At 55.5% G+C, this 19,763-nt stretch carries 9 protein-coding genes; 5 read left to right on the top strand and 4 right to left on the bottom strand.

What is annotated here, in order from left to right; translation table 11 throughout:
- The first annotated feature begins 29 nt into the window (after positions 1-29).
- The 3 genes from J2Z18_RS04955 to J2Z18_RS04945 all read left to right on the top strand — a co-directional run bounded on the left by J2Z18_RS04955 (position 30) and on the right by J2Z18_RS04945 (position 12,095).
- A complete protein-coding gene (locus J2Z18_RS04955) occupies positions 30-3,854 on the top strand; it encodes a DUF5722 domain-containing protein (protein ID WP_276824972.1) in 3,825 nt (1,274 codons plus the stop codon).
- 45 nt (positions 3,855-3,899) lie between these two features.
- Positions 3,900-6,587, top strand: a complete 2,688-nt coding sequence (locus tag J2Z18_RS04950; RefSeq protein ID WP_210094265.1) for an alpha-L-rhamnosidase — start codon at positions 3,900-3,902, stop codon at positions 6,585-6,587.
- A 513-nt stretch (positions 6,588-7,100) separates the two neighbouring features.
- Positions 7,101-12,095: a pullulanase gene (locus tag J2Z18_RS04945; RefSeq protein WP_245255847.1), complete on the top strand. Its 4,995-nt coding sequence runs from the start codon at positions 7,101-7,103 to the stop codon at positions 12,093-12,095.
- 383 nt (positions 12,096-12,478) lie between these two features.
- Here J2Z18_RS04945 and J2Z18_RS04940 read toward each other — a convergent pair whose 3' ends face one another.
- Positions 12,479-13,831, bottom strand: coding sequence for a sodium-dependent transporter (locus J2Z18_RS04940; protein ID WP_210094264.1), 1,353 nt, complete (start codon positions 13,829-13,831; stop codon positions 12,479-12,481).
- 397 nt (positions 13,832-14,228) lie between these two features.
- On the opposite strand from J2Z18_RS04940, the gene J2Z18_RS04935 reads away from it, so the two are divergent.
- Entirely contained in the window at positions 14,229-15,548 is a 1,320-nt protein-coding gene (locus J2Z18_RS04935; RefSeq protein WP_210094263.1) for an APC family permease, read from the top strand.
- Between the two features lie 143 nt (positions 15,549-15,691).
- Positions 15,692-16,591, top strand: a complete 900-nt coding sequence (locus tag J2Z18_RS04930; protein ID WP_210094262.1) for a sigma-70 family RNA polymerase sigma factor — start codon at positions 15,692-15,694, stop codon at positions 16,589-16,591.
- Here J2Z18_RS04930 and J2Z18_RS04925 read toward each other — a convergent pair.
- The 3 genes from J2Z18_RS04925 to J2Z18_RS04915 form a co-directional block, all read right to left on the bottom strand.
- Positions 16,560-17,006, bottom strand: coding sequence for a carboxymuconolactone decarboxylase family protein (locus J2Z18_RS04925; RefSeq protein WP_210094261.1), 447 nt, complete (start codon positions 17,004-17,006; stop codon positions 16,560-16,562). The genes J2Z18_RS04930 and J2Z18_RS04925 overlap by 32 nt on opposite strands.
- Positions 17,007-17,469: 463 nt before the next feature.
- A complete protein-coding gene (locus J2Z18_RS04920; protein ID WP_210094260.1) occupies positions 17,470-19,125 on the bottom strand; it encodes a DUF4179 domain-containing protein in 1,656 nt (551 codons plus the stop codon).
- Positions 19,112-19,645, bottom strand: coding sequence for an RNA polymerase sigma factor (locus J2Z18_RS04915; RefSeq protein WP_210094259.1), 534 nt, complete (start codon positions 19,643-19,645; stop codon positions 19,112-19,114). The genes J2Z18_RS04920 and J2Z18_RS04915 overlap by 14 nt, the downstream gene beginning before the upstream one ends.
- Positions 19,646-19,763 lie beyond the last annotated feature (118 nt).

The following is a 19,763-nucleotide window of genomic DNA, read 5'->3' as shown; positions in this document are numbered from 1 at the left end:
TATTCATAGCCATGCGAGGAGGATTGAACGTGAATAAGCTGAAGAGGTTCATGAAACCGCTGCTCGTTGCCGCCATGGCGGCGATTGCCCTGCAATCATTCCCTGCGGGGATTGCCCTTGCAGGTACGTATGACCCTGACCTGACAGCATCTGCCCATGTCAGAAGCGTCTCGGGTTACACGCCGTCCATCATCATCGATGATTTTAATCAGCCTGACGAGGTGAACCAGCCGGGGAAATGGAGCGCGGGAGCCGGTGCGGAGAACGTTACCTATGCCGACCGGTATGCGAACGGCCCGAATACGCCTTATGAGGGAAGCCATACGCTGGAGATTTGGTCGGACCAAGTCAAAGCCTATGAATGGAGAACCGTATCCAAGGAGTTTGAACAGCCCATTGACTTATCGGGAGTAAACTATTTAACGTTTGCGGCAAACAGCTATGGCTGGCAGACGGAGGATTATCTCATTAAGGCGACGTTGTTTAACGGAGACGAAGCCTACGAGAGCATTGCCAAGATCAACCCGAACAGCTGGAACAAAATCGCGGTATCCATCGAGGATTGGGCGCATCGGGATGCGATCACGAAGATCGAATTCGCGTTCATGCTCAATTTTGACCACGGCGGCTTGAAGCCAGGAGATCCCGGCTATGAATATTGGGGAGGCAATTATCAAATCGATTATCTCAGCGGGTCGAACGCGATCGGCATGGACTTCAGCATCGACGGTGAAACGGAAGGATTTACCGCGCAGGGGGCGGCCGTGAGCGCGGCCGGCGGCGAGCTGCTGCTGGATGTGTCGGATGCTGCTCCGGTGCTGCAGTCTCCCATGATCATTCAGGACATCGAGCATTACAATACGCTCAGCGTAAAGCTTCGGAATGATGCTTCGTTCCATAAAGTAAGGGTCGAATGGGTGACGGAGGAGAGCCCGGCCTGGGACACCGCCAAATCGGAGGAATTCGATATTGCGGCTAATCACGCCTCGTCCGCCGAGTATGAGTTCAATCTGTCGCTGAGTCCCGACTGGACCGGTACCTTAAAACAGTTCAGGCTGTCGTTCATAAGCGAGGACGGAGCAAGCGGGGGACAGATCGGCATCGATCAGATCCGGTTCAAGCAGCTGGCGCCGATCGAGCGTTTCCCGGGAGAGCTGACCAGGCATGAGATCGCCTCCTCTCTCGACCGGATCATCATCGAAGGAGTGCTCGACCCGGAAACGGTCGATTCCTATGAGAGCGCAAAGCTACAATTGTTTCAGCTCCAGCCTTACGAATCGGATCGAGACCTGCAGAACCGGGCGCCGTTAGCCGAGCAGGATTTGTCCGAAAGATTCACGTTCGACATCGGCTTGGCGGACGACGCGGGCCATACCCGGATATATTCCAAATTCGCCGTTGCCATCGTCCGGCAGGACGGGACGATCGACCTTGTAGACCGAGCCAAGTATGTGAGCAATCCGGATGCGCTCGCGCTCGGAACTTATCCGTTCCCGGTTGCGAAGAGCAAAAAGGGGCTCCAGGTGCAAATGGTGGGCGATGCGGAGGATTTGGGCATCAGTCACGCGGCGCTGAACGTGGACTACAATAACGCCTTATATATCGATGGCACGGTTAACCCGGCCAATACGTTCGAGTACGTGCATGAGGGAGAGACCTTTTACTTCAAGAAGGATTGGATCGAAGAGAGGGATAATTCCATTAAGAGCTTGTCGGATAACGGGGTGACGGTATCCCTGATCCTGTTGATGTATAAGACCGGGATGGACGCCACAACGCCAAACCGGTATCTCCTCCATCCGGATGCGACCGACGGCATTGTGTATGCCTTCAATACAACGGATGAGCTCGGCATGAAGTACTATAAAGCGATTACCGCCTTCCTGGCGGAACGCTACACGCGCGAGGACGAGAAATACGGAAGGGCCGTGAACTACATCGTCGGCAACGAGGTGGACGCGGGCGAGACATGGTACAACATGGGCAATGACAAGACGGTGCGAGAGTTCGTATCGGACTATGCCCGGACGGTGCGTCTGACGAATACGATCGTAAAAAGCTACTACAGCAACGCCAGGGTATACATCTCGCTCACGCATAACTGGGACCAGCAGCTGCCGCCGACACAGATCGGCTCGTTTGACGGCCGCTCGATTATCGACACGCTGCAGGCGGAGATTGCTGCGGAAGGCGATATTCCATGGCATATCGCTTATCACCCATACCCGGAGAACCTGTTCGATCCGCGGGCATGGATTGCACCCCAGTCGCTGGAGCAATTCGATACGCCAAAAATCACGTTCAAGAACCTGCACGTCCTTGTAGAATACATGAACCAGCCGAAGTTCCTGTACGGTGATGAGGCGCGCCGGATCATCCTTTCGGAGCAGGGCTTTCATAGCGGCGACAATTCGCCGGAGAGCCAGCGGGTGCAGGCGGCCGCTTATGCGTATGCCTATTACATTACCGATTTTCTGGACGGGATTGACTCCTTCATCTTGCACAGGCATGTGGATCATGCCGGAGAATACGGCTTGAACCTCGGTCTGTGGACGCATGATCCAGACACGAGTAAAGGCTTAAACATCCCTGACGAGCACAAGCTCGTATACGATGTGTTCAAATATATCGATACCGAGCGCTCGCTCGAGGTGACGGAATTCGCAAAACCGATCATCGGCATCGGCGATTGGACGGAGATCGCGCCGGCTTTTGATGCCAGCAAGCTCGCGCGGCGGGAAATGCCGGATGCAGCCCAGGCCGAGGCGATTCAGGTCGGCCAGCTGGAAGGGGCCGAGGTCAGGTTTGATTTCGAACAAGACGATCAAGGCTGGACCAAAGCGGAATACGTCTCCCAGGTCGGAATGGATGATTCCATCGCCGCCAGCGGCAGCCGGTCACTGAAGGCATCCGTGATGGGGAGAGCACAGCTGGGCGACAGCAAAGGGATTGCCAAGACGTTCGATCAGCCATGGAGCGCCGAAGGCAAGCGGTACCTGTTCTTCGGCATTCATCCTTCGCAAGGTCCGGCGTCGGCCGAAGCTTATACTGTACGGGTGAAGATCTACAGCGATCAGCATATACTTGAAGCGGAAGAGAATGTCCCGGCGAAGCAGTGGACCCAAGTGGCAGTCGATCTTGGAGAATGGGCGCATAAGGACCGCATAACGAAAATTAAAATCTGGATTGCCCCGGAGAACCGGATTCCTTGGTCTGGCGGTTCCTTCCATGTCGACGGCATCGGTCTTGCGGACAGCATCGAACGGGTGAAGCTTGCCGCAGCTGTATCGCCCGAGCAGCCGGATGGACGCGGGGACTGGTACCTTCAGCCGGTGAACGTGTCCATCGAGGCGGAAGGCGGCGTACCTGAAGGCTTGAGCATTCAATATCGCGTCAACGGCGGAGAGTGGCAGGCTTACGACGCCGCATTTACGATCGATACGGACGGTGTCAATACGGTCGAATACCGCGCCGTCCATACTTCGGGTGAAACTGGAAAGTCCACATTGCTGGCCATTCCGATCGACCGGACTGCGCCGAGCGTGAATGTTACGCTTGATCAAGCGGTGCTGTGGCCGCCGAATCAGAAGCTCGCGCAGGTGAATGTGGTCGTGGAAGCAAGCGACGAAGCTTCGGATATCGACTCGGTTGTTCTCACGTCGATTACGAGCAATGAAGAACTGCAGCCTGAGGATATTCAGGATGCGGACTACGGCACGCCCGATACCGCCTTCCTGCTGCGGGCAGCAAGGTCAGGCCAGGGCTCCGGCCGAATCTACACGATAACGTATACCGTTACCGATCAGGCAGGCAATGAGACGGTGGTCACGGCTGAAGTACAGGTCCCAAGATGAAAGAGAGTGGTTTGGCAGAGGTCGAATGAATAGGGGATGGACGACATGCTTAGGATACAAAATCCAAGGGTCAACGGGCTCAATGCGCCGCCGGGGCTGGATGAGCGGGTTCCTGTATTCTCCTGGCAGTTGACCGGCACTAGGCGGGGAGAGGAGCCGGCTGCCTGCCGGGTGAAGGTAGCCTCAACGAAGGCGGGTCTTCGCAGCGAGGATGGGGAAGTCTTATGGGATAGCGGGAAGCGCTGCGGTCATGAGCTGTCCCTGTCTTATGAAGGACCCGCGCTTCGCGGAAACCGGCGCTATTGGTGGCAGGCCGAGGTGTGGGACTGCGACGGGAGCCGTTATGCGATGGAACCTGCCTGGTGGGAGACGGGACTATTCTCTGGCGACTGGCAGGCGGAGTGGATCTGGCGAGCAGGCGACATTGTGATCAATGATTTCGTCTATTTCCGCAAAACCTTCGAGCTTGGCGCACCGGTCGTTCGCGCAAAATTATTCGTCTCGGCTCATCATATTGTGCAGTTGTATGTAAATGGGCAGCGGGTAAGCGGCTTCGGGTCGCCTGCGCCGACGGGAGTTCCCCGCCGCAAGTTTTACCTGGCGTATGACGTCACCTCCTTGTTGTCCCATGGCGCCAATTGTATCGGGGCATGCGTCCATTATCTGGGGGGCAGCGGCCAGAACTATGTCGACGGCTCCCCGGGACTTCTGCTGCAGCTTCATGCGGAGCATGCGGACGGCAGCGAGTCGCTCGTCGCCTCCGATCGGAGCTGGCGGACGCTTCGGCGCATCCCGCATCGGATCGGGACTTCTTATCAACAGAACCGCCGTCTGTCCGCCGTGGAGGATTACGACGGGGGCCAGCTGGATCCGAGGTGGCTTACTCCGGCTTACGACGATTCATTATGCGATCCTGCCGTGGCGGCCAGCCCGGATTGCCGAGCGTGGCCGCTGATGTGGCAGCGGCTTCCGGAAGGCGCGGAGCTGGAGCTAATCCAGCCGACCGCCGCAGGGCAGCCGAGGAAGGGGGCAGAAGGCTGGGTTCAGGTGTTCGATGCGGGGAAAATCGTCTCCGGTTGGCCGCGGATCACGCTTCCCGGCAAGGCCGGGGTGACGGTGCAGCTGCGTTACGCGGAATCGCTGGACCCGGACGGCCGGGTGCCGCATCAGGTCTGCAATGAAATCTCGCATAGCTATTTCGACCGTTATACGATGCACGGCCGGGGAGGTCCCGAGTGCTGGCAGCCGGATTTCAGCTACAAGGCCTTTCGCTATGTCGAGGTGAGCGGATATCCAGCTCCTCTGGAGAAGGGGCAGCTGACCATCTGCGCAGCGGGAACGGACATGGAGCGAACGGGACATTTCCGCTGTTCCTCCGCTTTCATCAACAAGCTGTATGACGTTTGCATGCAAACCCAGCGCAACAACGTGCTGGGCCAGGTCGTGGACTGCCCGCATCGCGAGCAGGCGCAGTATTTGGCCGATACCGATCTGCAGGCCGAGGCCTTGCTGTATAATTTCGAAGCGGTTCCGGTGCTGGACAAAACGCTGGGGGATTTCGCGGACGGGCAGCTTCCGGATGGCACCTTTCCGTTCGTGTTCCCGTCGAACTACTTGCATCCGGACTTTAATCTTCGTATTCCGGAGTGGGATTTGCATTATGCGACGCTGCTTTGGAAGCTGTACCGTTTTACCGGGGATCGGCAGCTGCTTCTCCGCCATTACGGGCCGATGCGGCAAATGATTGACGCCTACATCTCCGGGGCGTCGCCGGAGACCCGCTTAATACCGGTCGGAGATGGCTGGCATATCAGCGATTGGCCATATCCAACGGTTGAGCATGAGGGCGAGTTTCTGACGGTGCAGCAGATTAAAGCTTGGCAGGCGCTCCGGATTGCGGCGGAAGCGGCGGATGTGCTGGGCAAGGCGGAGGACCAGGAAATGTATGAACGACAGGCTGCGGCATTGCGCTCAGGTATTCTGACTTTACTGTACGATCCGTTCCGAAAGCTGCTTCGCGACAGCTCCGGCTCGCAGGCCTTCCACCAAGGCGTGAATGCATTGGCGATCTATGCCGGACTGCTGCCGGAGGAGGACCGGGAAGCTGCGGTGGAAGCCGTTGCGGGTATGCCATGGGAGAGCAGAACCGTGCTTTCGCTGCCGCTGGTGCGCTTGTTGTTTGAGGAAGGACGGTCTGAATTGGCTTATCAGCTGCTTAGTAAATCCGATAACCCAGGTTGGGGGTATATGATTGCCCAAGGCGCAGAGACGCTGTGGGAGGGCTGGGACGACATCGAGTCCCACTGCCATGCGTGGAACGGGTATCCCGCCAGACTGCTGCAAGAATATATATGCGGTATCCAGAGCGGCAAGCCGGGATTTGCGGAGGCTCGAATCCGTCCCTTTTTCCCGGATGAGCTTGAGTTCGCCGAGGCTGCGGTGCCAACTGTGAGGGGAAGCATCAATGTGCGCTGGGAGCGGGTTCTGCGCGGCGGGATTCGGCTGCGAGTTACACTGCCCTGCACGATGAAGGGGCTTGTTGTCCTTGATTCGCGGCCTGATCGTCCCATAGCAAGCATAGCGGACCGGGATGAGCCGGTCTGGGAGGATGGGGCCATCCTTCGGGACGTTCCGGGGATCGCGGGGTGCCGGCTTTACGGAACGCGGCTGGAATTGGAGCTTCTGTCGGGGGACTATGAGCTGATGATTCGATATGCCGGTGAGGGCTTGTAGCGATTTTTGGCGATTTTCCAAGAGAGTACGCTCTGGACGGCGAAGCGGAAAGTAGGATTTCGGACATAAGGTAACCGAGAAATCATGAAACGCTGGAATACGGCAGAAATGGTGTAGCGGCTAAACGCCGGAATGGAACGGGAAATTGAAGGGAGAGGTCCGCTATCGTCGCGGGATCTCCCTTTTTTATGAAGTGTTATAGGCTGCCAACGAAACCAGCACTCCTCACATTTTGTTGATGAAGTCAAGAGAAGGGAGAAATGAAGGAAAAAGGGTGGTTGACGTTAACTTGGAGCGATACTACAATAGAGAATGCAAACGTTTACATTGTAATCGCTTTCGGTTAATTAGCCTATGACAACGCATCTGAAGGTTCAGCATCTTTCACCAGACTTTGTCGGGGAATGTCGTCAGTTTCGAAGAATTGAAAGCCCTTACCCATTTATGCAAGCGTTTGCGCAAACGATAGCACTCAATCAGTATTGTACATTTAACGAAAAAAGGAGGCTTTTGATGATGAGTAGGGCCGTAATGAATCCGGCAATGAAGCGAGCATGGTCCATCCTGGTGATTCTATCCTTGGTGCTGTCCATGCTGGGCATCTCTCCTGCAACGGTACATGCGAACCAGGCGCCAAGCAAGGTTGTCTTCGTCGGCAGCCTGCAAACCAAGCTGGGCCATGACAAGGATTGGGACCCTGCGGCGGCGGTTACCGAAATGACCGCTACCGCTGACGGCGAATACCGTCTGACGGGGGTACTGCCGGCAGGAACGTATGAGTACAAAATCGCGATTAATGGCGATTGGAACGAAAGCTACGGATTCGACAATTACTCGAACCGCAATGGTGTCAAGAAGGGCGATAACATTGAGATTACACTCGATAAGGAGACCGAGGTAACCTTCTACTATCATCACGGTACACATCGGATTGCCGATTCTACATATTACAAGCCGCTTGCCGCGGACAAGCTTCCGCGGGTCATTGGCAGCTTCCAGACTGGCATTGGTGAAGCCGCCGATTGGTCTGCTTCAGATTCGCGGCTCTTGCTGCAGGATACGGATTATGACGATGTTTATACCGTGACGGCAGATGTTTACGGCGGCGATCATGAATACCAGATCGCGCTCGGGGCGGATTCAGCCGCCGAGGTCTATCCGGCAAGCAAAGAAACGCTCAAGCTGCCAGAGGACGCTGCGGTCACCTTTGCTTACAACGCGCTGGATCACAGTGTATCCGCAACCTATCAAATTCCGCAGCAGCCGGCCAACCCGGCGGATCCGATCCCGGTCGATCATGTTCGGGTTCATTACCAACGGATGGACGGCAATTACCGCAATATGGGGCTGTGGATTTTTGGCGATGTCGCGTCACCGTCTGCAAATTGGCCGGCAGGTGCGACACCATTTCCTGACGGGCAAGTCGACGAATACGGCGCCTTCGTGGACATTCCGCTGAAAGCGGACGCCAAGAAGGCCGGCATCGTGGTCGTTGACCGGGTCAGCGGCAACAAGGACGGCGGGGACAAAAACTTCGCCGTTACGTCTCCGGAGATGAACGAGGTATGGCTCAAGGAAGGCTCCGATACGGTATACCTCTTCGAGCCGGTGGATCTGCCAGCGGACACCGTACGGGTTCATTATCAAAGACAGGACGGTAACTATTCTTCATACGGCCTATGGCTGTGGGGAGATGTGGCCGCGCCTTCGGAGAACTGGCCTACCGGCGCAACCATGTTCCCTGCGGGTCAGACAGACCGTTACGGGGCTTACGTCGACATTCCGATGAAGGCCGATGCGCAGAAGATTAACTTGATCGTGCTGGATCCGTCGAAGGGGGATGCAGGCAAGGACGGAGGCGATCGCGGCTTTGCTTTAGTCGATCGTTACCAGCATCTGTTCTTGAAAGAGGGAGACAATACGGTGTATGTATCTCCTTACGGAGAGGTTGCAACCGGGCTGGTCTCGGCCGAAGTGCTGGCTCCAGGCAAGCTGCGTCTTGGCTTTACAATGACGGACGGGCTGGAAGCCGGCGCTGTCCAAACCGAGCTGCAGATCCGCGACAAAGACGGCAGCACGGTCAATGTCGGCAAGGTGAGCATCCTTGATGGCACGACGGTGGAAGTAGAGGCTGATTTTACGCTGGACCAGGTGCCGCTTCAGGTCACCTATGCCGGGAAGACCGTATCGGCCTCCACCGGCTGGCGCATGCTGGACGAGATGTACGCCTACGAAGGCGATGATCTCGGCGCGACCTATCAAGGCGGAGGTGCTGTACTGAAGCTGTGGGCGCCGACGGCAGATAATGTGACGGTGAATGTGTACGATAAAGGCGACGCGACAAAGTTGATTGGAAACGTCCCGCTGCATAAGGGCGATCGCGGCGTATGGTCGGTGGAGCTGAAGCCGGGAGACCTCGGGATTGCCGACTTTAGAGGCTATTACTACCAGTATGAAGTGACCAACCAAGGCGTTACGAAGAAGGTGCTGGATCCTTACGCCAAATCGATGGCAGAGTTTCGGGTCAACACGAAGGGCGAAGCAGGACCGGACGGCGACACCGTCGGCAAGGCTGCGATAGTGGACTTGAGCGGGACAGACCCGGCCGGCTTCGACTTCGCGAATATCCCGGGGTATCAGCAGCGCGAAGATGCGATTATTTGGGAAATCCATGTCCGGGATTTCACGTCAGATCCTTCGATCGAGCACGATCTGAACCATGCGACATGGGGGTCCTACGATGCCTTCAAAGAGAAGCTTGAGTACATTAAATCCCTCGGCGTGACGCATGTTCAGCTTCTGCCCGTCATGGCATGGTATTACGGCGACGAGGCCGCCATGAAGAACCGGGAGCTGGAATACTCCGCGAAGGACAACGAATACAACTGGGGCTATGACCCGCACAGCTATTTCTCGCCGGACGGCGCTTACTCGGAGAATCCGGCCGATCCGGAGCTACGGATCAAAGAGCTGAAAGCGATGATTCATGCGATCCATGAAGCGGACATGGGCGTCGTTCTCGACGTCGTGTACACGCATATGGCCAAGGCCGATTTCCTGAACGATATCGTGCCGAATTATTATGCCTTCCAGGATGCCAACGGCAATTTCATCGGCGGGTTCGGCAATAACCTGGCCACCAACCGCAAAATGGCCGAGAAGCTGATGGTGGATTCGGTGAAATACTGGTTTAAGGAATACAAAATCGACGGCATGCGCTGGGACATGATGGGTGATGCCACATATGAGGCTGTCCAGAATGCGTATGACGCTGCAGCTGCAATCAATCCGAACGCGCTGTTCATCGGCGAAGGCTGGGTGACATTCAGCGGGCATCTATCCGATCCATCTCTGGCAGGCAAAGGCGCAGACCAGAATTGGATGGATAAAACGGATGATGTCGGTGTATTTTCCGATGAGTTCCGCAATGAGCTGAAATCGGGCTTCGGCCATGAAGGGGAGCCTAGATTCATTACAGGCGGGGCACGCGACATTCAGACGATTTTTAACAATATCAAGGCACAGCCAAGCAATACGAAAGAAGACGATCCGGGCGATATCGTGCAGTATATCGAAGCTCATGATAATCTGCCGTTATATGACATCATCGCGCAGTCTATCAGGAAGGATCCTTCCGATCCGTCGAATGATCTGGAGATCCATAAGCGGATCCGGCTTGGCAACCTGATCACGTTAACATCCCAGGGAACGGCGTTCCTCCATGCCGGGCAGGAATACGGCCGCACCAAGCAATGGAAGGGGCAGGGGATTCCGGAGCAGAAATATCACGAATTGTTTGATGAGAACGGCAGGAGCTTCGGCTATTTTATTCATGACTCCTACGATTCCTCGGATGCGATCAATATGTTCGACTGGGCGAAGGCGACGGATGAAGTCCAGTTTCCGGAGAACAACAAGACGCGGGAGTATACCACAGGCCTGATTGAGCTTCGGAAATCAACCGACGCATTCCGGCTCGGCGATCGCGGCTTGGTGGATTCCAATGTGACGCTGCTGCAGATTCCGGAAGTAAAGGCGCAGGACTTGGTGATCGCGTACAAAAATAAGGCAACGGACGGCACCGGATCCTATTATGTGTTCGTGAATGCCGACAATAGGGAGCGTTCGCTGACGCTGAGCGAGGACTTGACCTCCGGGCAAGTGCTCGTGGACGACGATGAAGCCGGCACGAGCGGGGTCACAACGAAGTCGGGCTTCACGCTGACATCCGGCTCCATTGCGCTGGAGCCGTTGACCGCGGTCGTTATTAAGATGAACCCTGCCACGAACCCAGGAGGCAACGACGGCGGCAGCCCTGGCGCAGGCTCCGGCGGCGGTTCAGGCAACGGAGATGGAGGTGCCGGTGGCATTGCTCCGCCGACGAATCCGGCGAAGCCGCAGCAACCGGAGACCGGTCAGCGAATCCTTACCGAGGACATGCTGAAGAGCGGACAGGGCAGCGTAACGATCGGACTGCAAGCAGGGGACAAGGAGATCCTGCTGCCGCTTCAGGCAGGCGATTTGCTGGGCACGAAGGCACTGGAGCTCAAACGGGAAGGCTTGGTGGTACGACTTCCTGCCTCACTGCTAAGTTCGCTGCAGAAGCTGGTACCGGCAGGCCAGGGGAAGAATGCCGTGATCTCCTTCACGCTGGAGGAGATCGCGCAGCAGAACGCGGATGCAATGACGACTAAGGCGGCATCGTCCGTGAAGGCCAAGATCAAGCGCGGCGGCAAGATGTACGACGTTCAGCTTGCCGTTAAGCTGTCCGACGGCACGGAATACAAGCCGGAAGCGTTCGCTTCGCCGATTACGTTCGGGTTGGCCCTGGAAGCGGGGATCAATGCCAAGTGGGCAGGAATCTACCGTATTGCAACCGATGGAGGTTTGACGTATATCGGCGGCAAGTCGGGTGATGGCTATTTGACCGCGCAGCTTAATCAACCTGGCATATTCGCCGCTTGGGAGTACGATAAGTCGTTTGCCGACCTTGCCGGCCACTGGGCGGAGCAGGCGGTTAAGGAGCTGGCGGCCAAGCATATCGTGAACGGCACCAGCGAATCGACATTCAGCCCGCAGCAGCAGCTGACACGGGCGGAATTCGCGGCTATGCTCGTACGTGCATTGCATTTGGAAGCCGATCAAACCGAGGTTGTCTTCCGTGACGTCGACAGCTCGGCGTGGTATGCTTCCGCCGTCGCCGCCGCGAGCCAGCATGGACTAGTGAATGGCAAGGGCAGCGGGATGTTTGCGCCTCACGCGGCGGTGACCCGTCAAGAAATGGCGGCCATGCTCCTGCGTGCTTACGAAGCGAACGGAACAGCTCCTAAAGCGCCGGCTCCAAAGGATCAGGAGCAAATCTCGGCGTGGGCAGCAGAGATGGTGGAAGAGGCGCTGGCGCACGGCCTGATGAAGGGCCGCACGGACGGCAGCTTCGCACCGAAGGATGCAACGACCCGGGCGGAGAGCGCTCAGGCGATCTTGAACCTGCTGAGCAAACGGCAATAAGCAGAATTGGAATTGGGGAATTCAAGCAATCCTGCTCATGCAGGGGAGCGTTGGCGATGACCACGGGGACGTAATAATAAGACTGGCGAATAACGAACAACGGGCACCCTTTGGGGTGTCCGTTTCTATTCGTCATACAAAATAGGCGATATCGGCCCATCGAATAACTGCTGGAACTCCGCAACCGTTTCGGCCTTATATATGAGCATTAAGATCATCGATCATGCATGTTTTGAGTGGCAAGGCGCTTGGTTTCGTATGCTCAGCTTGTCGAGCGTAGCAATAGCGCGGAAATTCTTGCTTAGTCCCAATCCATGAAAAAGGCAACCTAACCCCGGTGACGGGTCAGGTTGCCTTAAGTTGTCTTGCTTTAAGTCTTCTTATTAGACTTTAATTACACCTGTCGTATGCAGCAGAACGAGGACAACCAGAATCGGTGCAATGTATCTGAGCATGAACAGCCACACGCGGAACCATCTTGCTTTGAGGCCGGCGGCATCGGCTGCTTTTTTCCAGAAGTAGCCTGCAAACAAGGTTGTAATCAAGCCGCCTACCGGAAGCAGGATATTGGACGTAATGAAATCAAGCCAGTCAAAGAAATTTTTGCCGCCGATGTCTTCAAGGCCGGGTACGATCCCGAAGGACAATGCGGATGGAAGGCCCAGCAGCAGCACTAGCGAGCCTACGATAGCAACGGCTTTCGTCCGCCCCCAATGCCAGCGGTCCATGACATACGACACGGGCACCTCGAGCAAGGAGACGGCCGAGGTCAATGCGGCGATAGCAAGAAGGATGAAGAACAATCCGCCGAAGAATGCGCCGAGCGGCATTGCCGAGAAGGCAGCCGGCAGTGCAATAAATACGAGCGACGGACCGGCATCCGGTGCGATTCCGAAGGACGCGGTCGTTGGAAAAATAATCAGGCCGGCGATAAACGCATAGATCAGGTCCCCGGCGCCAATGGCAAGGGTAGCTTGTCCAAGCGACTGCCGCTTGTCCACATAGGCCCCATAAGTCAGCAATATTCCCATTCCAAGCGACAAGGAGAAAAAGGCATGGCCGAGAGCGACCAGTGCAGCCTCTGCACTCAGCTTCGAGAAGTCCGGGTTCAGGAAGAAGGATACCCCCGCGCCGGATCCCGGAAGCGTGACCGCCCGTATCATCAATACGATCAGCAGGATGACGAGACCCGGAATCAGAATTTTATTGAATTTCTCAATTCCGCCGGAGACGCCTTTGGCGACAACCCATCCGGTGAGTGCAATCGCAACGACCTGCCATACAATCGGCATATAGCCTGCCGTGAAGGAGCCGAACTGTCCGGTAAAATCGGTGCTCTCATACAGTGCACCGCTAAAGGACATGACCGCATAATGGAGCGTCCAGCCCGCCACAATGACATAGAACGTCAGAATCAGGAATGGAGCGATGACCTGCAGCAATCCGAGATGGCCGAATATTTTGGCTCCTCCAGCTTTCACGAAGGAAGTGGCCGCACTGCCGCGGCCGGCTCGTCCAATGGCGAGTTCAGCGAGCAGGACCGGCAAACCGATCAGGATGAGACAGATGATAAAGAGCAAGAAGAATGCGGCGCCGCCATGCTCACCCGTAATATACGGAAACTTCCACATGTTGCCGAGTCCGACGGAGCTTCCGATGGCCGCCAGTATGAAACCCGCTGAAGAAAAACGATCCTGTTTTCCGGATGCAGCTGGGTCGTTTAGCTGTTTTTTCATAGATGTTCCCCCAGTAGAATTTTTATTTAAGTTTCTCTATTATATTTCAAGTTTGCTTATAAGGCATAAGTAAATTTTCCTAATACGTCCGAGTGCGCAGGCCACGGCCGCTAAATTGGGAGTTTCGTCACAACTCCGCGTTACCCGAAACGGCTTTGTTTTGTACCATGTGCGCCGCCTGTTCCATGCCTGCCAACCCATATCTTATTGAATATTTGCCTGATTGTCGATAGATTTATTGGTTTTGGAGCGGCTAATGTCTTCAAGCAGGCCATTGCCCTACAAGACTATCCGCTAAAAATCATTGAAAACTGACCCTTTAAAAGCGATGGGCCCTCAGCTAGAGTAGGAGATAATTTGGGGAGACAAAACACACTGAACGAAAGGAAGGTGCAAAATGGATAGAAAAGAGCTGCGCCAGGTGCTTCGGCTTCCGCATATTATTGCGTTATATCTCGGTTCGGTGATCGGGTCCGGCATTCTGCTCATCCCCGGCTTAACGGCAGAGCTGGCAGGTCCCGCATCGCTCATAGCCTGGCTGGCCATGTCCATCCTGGTTGTTCCGATGGCCGTAACAATGGGGCTGTTGGCGTCAAGGCACCCGAGTTCCGGCGGCGTATCCCATTTTGTCAGGCTGGCCTTTGGCCGCCATTACGGCAATCTGGTCGGTTGGCTGTTCCTATTGTCGGTGCCGATCGGGGGACCGGTCCTTGCGGTAACGGGAGCACAGTACGTGGCTGTTTTGCTTGGGTGGGGCAGTATGGAGACGTATATCCTTGCCCTGCTCATATTCATCCTGCCTTTGGTTATGAACGGGTTTGGGCTAAAATTAGCCGGGAGGGTGCAAATGATCGTCGTAGCCTTAATCCTCGGCATCCTGCTGCTGGCAATCTGCACGTCGGTTCCGCATTATGACGCCGCTCATTTCACGCCTTTTCTTCCGCACGGCGGGCTGAGCGTGTTTCAGGCAGCTGCTTTAATGTTCTGGTGCTTTATCGGCTGGGAGGCGGTGACCCACCTGTCGGCCGAGTTCGTTGACCCGAAGCGGAATGCTCTTCGCGGTGTGATATGGAGCGCCGGCATCGTAGCGATCATATATTTTGCCGTGGCATTCATGAACGTGGCAACCCGAAGCTACGGCCAAGAGGTGGGCTCGGCAACTTCCCTGAGCGCCATGGTGCAGCTGACGCTTGGCCCGGCAGGCGGGTGGATTGTTGCCGCGGCCGCGCTCTTTATTTGCTTCGCTGCACATAATGCGTATTCAAGCGCAGCCTCCCGCATTGCGTTAACGCTGGCTCGGGAAGGGGCCGCACCGCGGTGGATGGGTACGTTGAACGGCAAATACGGGACGCCTGTCGGCGGACTTGGTTTTATCGCAGCCGGCGGAATTCTCGCTTTGTGCGTCTTGGGGAGCGGTGTGGTAACGTTAAACGAATTGATTGCGCTGCCCAATGCGACATTTATAGCAACATATGTCGGCGGCTGCCTTGCCGGATTCAAGCTGCTGCGGGACGATCGCATAGGAAGGCTGGCTTCCGGGGTATCGCTTGTCGTGACGGTGGCTCTTTATCCATTCCTGGGATGGCCGGCCGTCTATCCGCTTGCCGTCGTCGCCGTTGCGGCGTTTTGGAGAAAGCGTCACACGGGTTGGCTTGCACGGAAGAAGGGCACAGATTTTATAGCCGCCCCTGAAGACGGGGAGGCCCCAAAGTTGTGATAGCTGGTCACAGCTTCGCAATTTCGCAGTTTCGGGACACCCTAATCATGACAGTCGGCAGGTGACGTCACAAATGCGGCAGCTGAATTGTCTTCATTATGAGGTAAGGATAGAGAAATGCAGAAGTGACGAGGAGGGAGCTTATGCTGCTGGAACAAATTTATACCGCCTATCGACCGCTTCTGTTCAGCCTCGCATACCGAATGCTGGGAAGTGCCGCCGATGCGGAGGATATTGTACAGGACGTCTTTTCCCAATTTGTTGCGATGGACCAAGGTGAGGTATCGAATGTAAAGGCGTACTTGGCAAAAATGACCACGAATCGCTGCATCAATCTCCTGCGCTCGTCCCGCCGTCAGCGCGAGACTTATACAGGACCTTGGCTGCCGGAGCCGCTGCCGATTGACGGGCCGGTAATGCCGGCCGATCCCGCCGAGCGCCGTGAAAATATAGGCTATGCTTACCTGGTGCTCCTTCAGCAGCTGACGCCGCTGGAACGTGCAGTGTACGTATGCAAGGAAACGCTAGGGCTGGAATACAAGGATCTGGCGGAGATGCTTGGCAAGACGGAGCCCGGCTGCAGGAAAATCTTCAGCAGGGCCAAGCAGAAGATTGGCCGAATCTCATGGAATACGGACACGCGGCAGCACCGGATAGAAGCGCAGGAGCGTTTTGTCGAGGCATTCTTGAAAGCTTCCGATGAGGGTAATTTCAAACCTCTGCTGGCATTTTTGACGGATGAGGTAACGCTCATCTCGGATGGAGGGGGCAAGGCAAGAGCTGCGCTTAAGCCCATTCTGGGGGTCGATCGGGTACGCGCCTTTTTCGAGGGGCTTTCGGCAAAGGGTAGATTTCGTGAAGGCTTTGAGCCGGTTGCGGTGAATGGGGAGCCCGGGCTTCAGCTGAAACAGAACGGCCGGGTTACGCTGGTGCTGACCGTAGAGTGGGAGCCTGACGTCTCCCGCATCAGACGGATCTTTCTTATGGTAAATCCCGATAAACTGCTCCGATTTAATCAAAGCAGCCCGGGAACATGCCGGTAGACACGCCGATCCGGTTCCAGGCATTGATCGTGCTGATGGCCAGGATCAGATCGACGTATTCCTTCTCGTCGAAATGTTCCCGCACGCGCGCATAGACGTCATCGGGAACGCCGGCCTCATGGAGCTTCGTCACGCATTCGGTCAGCTCCAGAACGGCGCGCTCAGCCTCGGAATAGATCGGTACTTCCCGCCACATTGGGAGGAGAAGCAGCCGATCGGTGCTTTCCCCCATGGACAGCAAGTCCTTGGCGTGCATATCGACGCAATACGAGCAGCCGTTGACTTGGGATGCCCGAAGCTTGATCAGTTCGTACAGCTTGTGGTCAAGGCCGCTGTTTTTGGCGGACTGCTCTAAGGCGAGCAGCGACTTAAAGGCATTTGGATTGACGGATCTGTGATTCATTCTAAGGGTCATGGGAGGGTCTCCTTTGCGGTTGTTTTATTTTGTGTTCACCCTTATGACAACCGGGTCCATGGAATTGTGACGTCCATCCGAAAAAGTTTTGACCAAGCAAATCCGGCAATTTCCAGTGATCTTAGAGTTGTGGGCCTTAGCTGACGCTACCCTATCTAAGGCAGTTTAGGATAATATCAGCGGCTTGGCTGTGCCAGCTCGGAAAACCATCCGACAGAACCGGATTATCGGCAGTGAAAAACAGCAGCCCCTCCTGGGCAGAGATTCTGCCGGAAGGGCTGCTGTTTTTGTGGGCGAGAGAGCCCGCTTAGGCTGTCAGCCGTGAAAAATGAGGGAGCGGCCGGATTGTGGGCTTCGCTCAGCTGCTAAATGGTTGGCTGCACACGAATTGGCTGCGACGTGCGTTAATGGCTTGTCGTACCAGCGTGGACGCTAAGCAACGCACCGGTGGTATCATCATGACTTATTTTCCCTGTCTAATTGGAACGCGAAGCTCGTCATCAGGCTGGGTGGTCGTATAGTTATAGATATACAGCTCTTGCTCGGTTCCGGTATAGTTCTCATAGACGTCCATATGCTGATTATTTCCGTCTCCGAATACCCCGAGGATGGCAGGTCTTCCGTATTCCCGATCCTTGCCGTCCAGATAATAGGTTTGATTCACTCCGCCGAACGCAGAATCCGTGCTGCTGGATTGTACGTACAGATTGCCGTCCTTCATGTAGTAGGTCCAGGTGACCGGATAACCCCCAATGCTAGAGCTTACCGTTTGCCGCTCTGTGGAGATCCCGGTTAGCCGAACCACCGGATTATCATCGCCCTTGTGCTCATCGACCCGATGGTTAGCAATCAGCGTTAGTGGTTGTTGGGCCAAGCTTTCAGGCGTAAGGCCGGCCATTTCGAACCGAAGCTCCGTTTTGTTTGATTGATTCGGCACAGTCCACACGTTGCCATTGAGAAGTTTGCCGCCCACATCCAGCTTGTAGTTCATATAGTGGGCCCTTGTAAATTTCTCTTCATGGGTCAAGACGAGCCGAACCTGAGTTGGCGTGACGATCATTTCTGCGATTTTCGTTCCCCCTGGTACCTCGGTGAATGGAATATTCAACTCTTCCTTAAACGAGCTGTCCTCCAGCTGCTTCTTCGAAAGGGAGGTGCCCAGGCTCCAAGTTCCATCGGCCCTTCCGATCGTGCGATCATATTTGAGCTGGAACGTCGTTCCTTCGGCGCTTAAGGAGGCTGCGGAAAACACCTGTTGGCTCGTATAGTTGCCGGATGCACCTGGTGCGCCGAATACCGGAGTTTCCGTCTCCTTTATGCCTGCCCCTTCCTTATCCGTTGCTTCGATCCGAACCCAGCTGTTAGACTGAACGGCCGGATCGGTAAAGGTAATGACGGAATTCAGCAGAACCTTGTCTCCGGGCTGATCGAAGGATTGCAGCGTAACCGTGCCGATCCCGTCCTTCTGGATCTCGAATGTTTGCGTCTCCGGATGGTCGGGACGGAAAGCGATGGTTTGGCTGCCGTCTCCGATAAAACGGATGTTTTCCACGACAAACTCCATCTCGGCTTGGCGCTCATTCAGCACCCAATCGGTTTCGAAATATCCCTGGAAGACCTGAAGCTCCTCATTCCATTGGTGATAGTAGTGGCCTTTAATTAACTTGCCGTCGGCATCCTGAAGTCCTATGTTCTGGAACCCGATATTTTTCCCCTTCCCTGAAGCTCCGGGATCTAGGCTGTACAGGAGGAAGGTGCGGTTCTCATCCGTAAAGGCGGTATGCAGCGTCAACGTGATGCCGTCCCGGGTGACCGATTGCTCGATCGTTTGGCCGAGCCCCTGCTCCAGGGCAGTCTCAATACCGGCTCTGAAGGACAGAAGATTGGACCAATCATAGGTCACTGCTGCGTATACGGGCGTTGCCATAAGGGCGACAGACAACGAGACTGCAATTGCGGTCCGCTTTCGGCTGCGCGAACGGGGGGCTGCTAATTCTCCTCCGGCGGCTGTCCGCAGCTCGCCCTGCTGGATGCTGCTCCACATCCGGTCGAAATCCGGATAAGGCACCGTGTTCGAGTGTTTCATTTGGTCTTTCATTTGATTCTCAAGACGTTCCAAGTCGTTCCTCTCCCTTCAACCATACGGAATGATTTTGTTCCAGCTTCTTGCGCATCAGCTTCAATGCTTTATGGAGCCTTGACTTCACGGTTCCTTGCGGAATATGCAAGGTATCGGCGATTTCCGCCACCGACAGCTCGCCGATAAAGCGGAGGGTTACCACCGCAAGCAGCTTATCGGGAAGCTGCTTCAGCAGTTTCTCCCATTCGGCCGAGGTCTCTCTCTCGAGCACGACTGCGTCGACCGATTTGATCGATGCGGCCTTGTGTTCATGGAGCCACTGAACCTGGGGCTGCTTCTCACGTTTCGTCTGGTTTTTCCTAAGCAGATTCAGGCAGTGATTCATCGTGATGCGCATAATCCATGCCCGGATATTCTCGATACGCTTCCAGTCCTGCCGAAATACGGTGACGAATACGTCATGGCATACATCCTCCGCATCCTGCGCGTTTCGGAGCATGTAATAACAAGTCCGGTACACTTCCTTGTTGTACGAATCAAACAGCTCACGTTCGGTCAATTATGGCACTCCTTTCTTCGCGTTATGCTATATAAACAAATGACCCTTGGAAAAGGTTCATTTTCCGAAATAGCCCCAAGTATGGTAGAACAATCCGTTAAAGCTATGACTCTAAGAT

This window comes from Paenibacillus lactis, assembly GCF_017873605.1.
Lineage (GTDB): Bacteria > Bacillota > Bacilli > Paenibacillales > Paenibacillaceae > Paenibacillus_AQ > Paenibacillus_AQ lactis.
This window is presented reverse-complemented; position numbering and strand designations above follow the sequence as displayed.

Excerpts from the sequence above, each read along its gene's own strand:
- J2Z18_RS04930 (WP_210094262.1), top strand. The coding sequence starts at position 15,692 with ATGCTGCTGGAACAAATTTATACCGCCTATCGACCGCTTCTGTTCAGC.
- J2Z18_RS04940 (WP_210094264.1), bottom strand. The coding sequence starts at position 13,831 with ATGAAAAAACAGCTAAACGACCCAGCTGCATCCGGAAAACAGGATCGT.
- J2Z18_RS04945 (WP_245255847.1), top strand. The coding sequence starts at position 7,101 with ATGATGAGTAGGGCCGTAATGAATCCGGCAATGAAGCGAGCATGGTCC.
- J2Z18_RS04925 (WP_210094261.1), bottom strand. The coding sequence starts at position 17,006 with ATGACCCTTAGAATGAATCACAGATCCGTCAATCCAAATGCCTTTAAG.
- J2Z18_RS04935 (WP_210094263.1), top strand. The coding sequence starts at position 14,229 with ATGGATAGAAAAGAGCTGCGCCAGGTGCTTCGGCTTCCGCATATTATT.
- J2Z18_RS04950 (WP_210094265.1), top strand. The coding sequence starts at position 3,900 with ATGCTTAGGATACAAAATCCAAGGGTCAACGGGCTCAATGCGCCGCCG.